The 2,778-nt window shown below is 58.9% G+C and carries 4 protein-coding genes; 3 read left to right on the forward strand and 1 reads right to left on the reverse strand.

The features are described from left to right. A partial coding sequence (locus EUC46_RS12315) for an IS630 family transposase (RefSeq protein WP_128774447.1) occupies positions 1-755 on the reverse strand: 755 nt, incomplete at its 3' end. 256 nt (positions 756-1,011) lie between these two features. On the opposite strand from EUC46_RS12315, the gene EUC46_RS12320 reads away from it, so the two are divergent. The 3 genes from EUC46_RS12320 (at position 1,012) to EUC46_RS12330 (ending at position 2,716) form a co-directional block, all read left to right on the forward strand. Beyond that, positions 1,012-1,641: a hypothetical protein gene (locus EUC46_RS12320; RefSeq protein ID WP_128774448.1), complete on the forward strand. Its 630-nt coding sequence runs from the start codon at positions 1,012-1,014 to the stop codon at positions 1,639-1,641. Further along, entirely contained in the window at positions 1,634-2,320 is a 687-nt protein-coding gene (locus EUC46_RS12325; RefSeq protein ID WP_128774449.1) for a hypothetical protein, read from the forward strand. Before EUC46_RS12320 ends, EUC46_RS12325 begins: the two co-directional genes overlap by 8 nt. 114 nt (positions 2,321-2,434) lie before the next feature. After that, positions 2,435-2,716 (forward strand): WXG100 family type VII secretion target, encoded by a 282-nt coding sequence (locus tag EUC46_RS12330; RefSeq protein WP_241655575.1) that lies wholly within the window; start codon positions 2,435-2,437, stop codon positions 2,714-2,716. The last annotated feature ends 62 nt before the right edge of the window (positions 2,717-2,778 follow it).

The following is a 2,778-nucleotide window of genomic DNA, read 5'->3' on the forward strand; positions in this document are numbered from 1 at the left end:
CGTGCCAGGCGGCTCATAGCCAGGATAATCTGCTCGGTGTTCTGGCTGCCCTCAATGGGGTAGATGCGCATCTTCTTGGTGGTCAGGCTCAGGGCACCGAAGAACGAGCATGAAGAACGGTTCCGGTTGACGTAGATCTTGGTGCGCTTGCCCTTGGGCAGCCACATGCGGCGGGTCTCGGCCTCGTGCTCCACACGGACCTCGTCGACGGTGTAAACCTCCCAGCCGCCGGCCAGCAGGTCGGCGACTTCCCTGCGTACCTGGGCCATGCGCTGGGTGATGGCCTTCTCATCACGGCGCTTGTCGAAGGGGTCGGGCAGCCCCATGCTCATGCCGACGAAGCGCAGGAGCAGCTGGTAGGAGGAGTCCGACTCATACTCCACACCGAACCTCGCCTTCACCACGTCCCGTAGGGCGGGCACGTCCCAGAAGTCGGCTTGGATGCCGGATTGTGATGGTGGCAGGCTCAGGACTTCCTTGAGCTGTTCCTTTTGGGTGCGGGTGAGTTTCGCGGCGTTCTGATTGCTGGCATGACCGGTCACCACCGAATGTAACCTGGTGCGCCGCCACTCCGAGAACCATTCCTTCACGGTCCTCTCACACCGGTCAACCATCTCCGCAATAATGTCCGTATTAACGCCGCGGGACGCGTAGAGGATCGCTTCGGCTTTCAATCTGACCAGAATCAGCGTGTCGTTGCGCTTCTTCCACCTCAATAGAACATCGCGTTCTTCCAGTGTTACATCAACCTGCATGCGCCCATTCTATACCCCGCCCACACTAATCTCCACCTAAGAACGCACTGGAATACGGTTTTGTTTAAAGCCGGCCATACTCATCCTCTACGCCCTTGTTAACCTGCTCAGTCCTCTTGGTTTGATAATCGGCGACATTGTTCGGTCATATGAAATCCAACGGGTGATTGAAGAACTGTTTCCCCGGGATGCGGATAACACGGAACCGGCCGAAGGGTGTCGTGAGAAAAAGGAGCGGCACGAGGATCTTACGTCAATGATTGAGAGTCTTGGTAACATGGACGAGGATGACGGCCTCCAGCTGGAGGAGATTAAGTGCGCCGATGGCGTTACTCGTTATGTTCTATATATTGGGGGCACGTTCGCCGGTGCTGGAAGGTACTCCGATTCGATGGGCGCCTTAGAGAATGTGCCGAGTTACCTGGGGTTCGAGACGGCCACGGACGTGCGCATCCGACGACTGCTGGAGTCGAAGGTAACGCCGAAGGGCTCCGAGATTATGGTGAACGCTTACAGTCAGGGGGCCCTGCACGGGCTTCACCTCATCAATTCGGGTAAATTCAACATTACTCAAATGGTGACTGTCGACGCCCCTGACAGGGCACTCCCCATCAACACCCATGGGGCGAATATTTTGAATCTCAAAGATGAGCAGGATTATATTATAGGCAATATTCAAGGGCTGTCGCATTTTAATGGCGATGACTTCTATGGCGATTCGAACAGGAAGGGGGAACCCCTGTTCGGCGCGCATGCCGATTCGGACGCTCACAAGATAATCGCCCGGCAGTCCTCGGCATCGACGGACCCGGCGTATAACAAGCATCGTCGGGAGATCGCAAAATATATCGGCCCAGACACCAAAGTGAAGGGGAAGTATGATTAGCAGTGAGGACGATGGCGCGGACCGCCCGGTCGTCTGCCTCCTTCCGCCCTGGTGGGGCGTCCTGTACCCGGAGCGCGACGGCCCCGAGGCGGTAGCACGGGCCGCGTCGAGAATGATCCCCGATGTTGCGGGCGTTAATGTGACGCCCTTGCGCATCAAGATTGAGCTGGCGATGCGCGAGTCGATTGCGGCCATGGCGGGCGCCGGTGTCCAGGCGTGGCTTTATGAGGCAGAACCGGTGAATGACGTCCGCATGGGGACGAGCATAGCGGTGCTTCCCATGCCGGGCTTCGCGGGGGCGCGCCCCATTGAGGCGGTGCTGGCATTGGCCACTCAGGACTCCAGCGCCCACATAGTCTCCGACAATGACCGCATCGTGGTGCGCTTCTTCTCATCCGCACCCCTGCGAGATGAGCTTCGCGCTGTCACCCTTCCCGAAATGGAGGACCCGGAGGGGGCCGTGAAGATCATGCGCCAACTGGAGGACGTTCTGAAGGGCGGTGAGTATCTTTACTTCGCGGGCGCGGCCGACTCCGACGCGGACTGGGTTTGCTGCGTGGCCGGACTGCCCATAGTCGAAGGTAAAGAGGGGGACGAGTTCCTCAGCGTCGCCACCGACCTGCTCGACCAGATTGTTCGCTCAATTCGAATAGGCGAGGAGGTGGGAGACCTTCCCTAACAGCTGCCCAACAGCACGGGGCCGGGGCCCGACCGCCCGGCCCGCCACCGCAGAGCACACCCAAATCCTAGTAGAAGAAGCCCGGGCTCCCGGGCGCCCATCGAGAAGGGAACCATGACCATGGCGAATATTTCCGCCTCCTATGACGAGATGAACCAGCAGGCCGCCTCGCTGCGCTCGACTCGGGACAACATCCAACAGATGCTCCAGCAGGCGCGCATGCAGGTGGACAATCTGGTTTCTTCCGGGTTCGTCACGGACAGCGCCTCAGGTGCATTCCAGGCGAATTATCAGGAATTCACCACGAGCGCCACCAAGACCATTGACTCATCAGGGGCTCGGCAAAGTTGTTTCTATGGTGCTGTGACCAGGCGTGTTGCTTCTGATGGTTCGTAGGTGAGGTGTCGTAGTCGTTCGGCTATGGATGCGTGGGGTCCGTAGGTCAGGCGTATGAGGCT

Origin of the sequence: Actinomyces oricola (assembly GCF_004104015.1) — a bacterium.
Classification (GTDB): domain Bacteria; phylum Actinomycetota; class Actinomycetes; order Actinomycetales; family Actinomycetaceae; genus Actinomyces; species Actinomyces oricola.